This is a genomic window from Zoogloea sp. LCSB751 (assembly GCF_002028455.1).
Lineage (GTDB): Bacteria > Pseudomonadota > Gammaproteobacteria > Burkholderiales > Rhodocyclaceae > Zoogloea.
The window spans coordinates 1-245 of the sequence record NZ_MWUM01000503.1 but is presented as its reverse complement, the minus strand read 5'-3'; the positions used below and the strand labels follow the sequence as shown (position 1 = coordinate 245).

Annotated in this window: 1 protein-coding gene; it reads right to left on the bottom strand. The window is 62.0% G+C overall.

Translation table 11 applies throughout. The annotated features are described in order from the left end of the window. Positions 1-245 (bottom strand): LysR substrate-binding domain-containing protein (locus B4920_RS27485; protein WP_216820121.1); only part of this gene is annotated, 245 nt, incomplete at both ends.

The window sequence follows — 245 nt, the reverse complement described above, 5'->3', positions numbered from 1 at the left end:
CAGCGACGGCTTACTGACCAGAGACATCAGGATCTCTTTCACCGCCTGCGCCTGCGGTGACAGGGAGCCGCGCGCGGACATATTCAACGACAGCGGTAAGCTCATGGATGGCGTGGTGATGCGGGCCATCCAGCCGTTCGCCGCGCTGCACAGTGAACGTGCGGCAGACTCGGGCAGAACCGTTACACCCATGCCGCTGGCAATGGCGGCAGTCAGCGTGGAGATGGAATCAATCTCGCCGATGA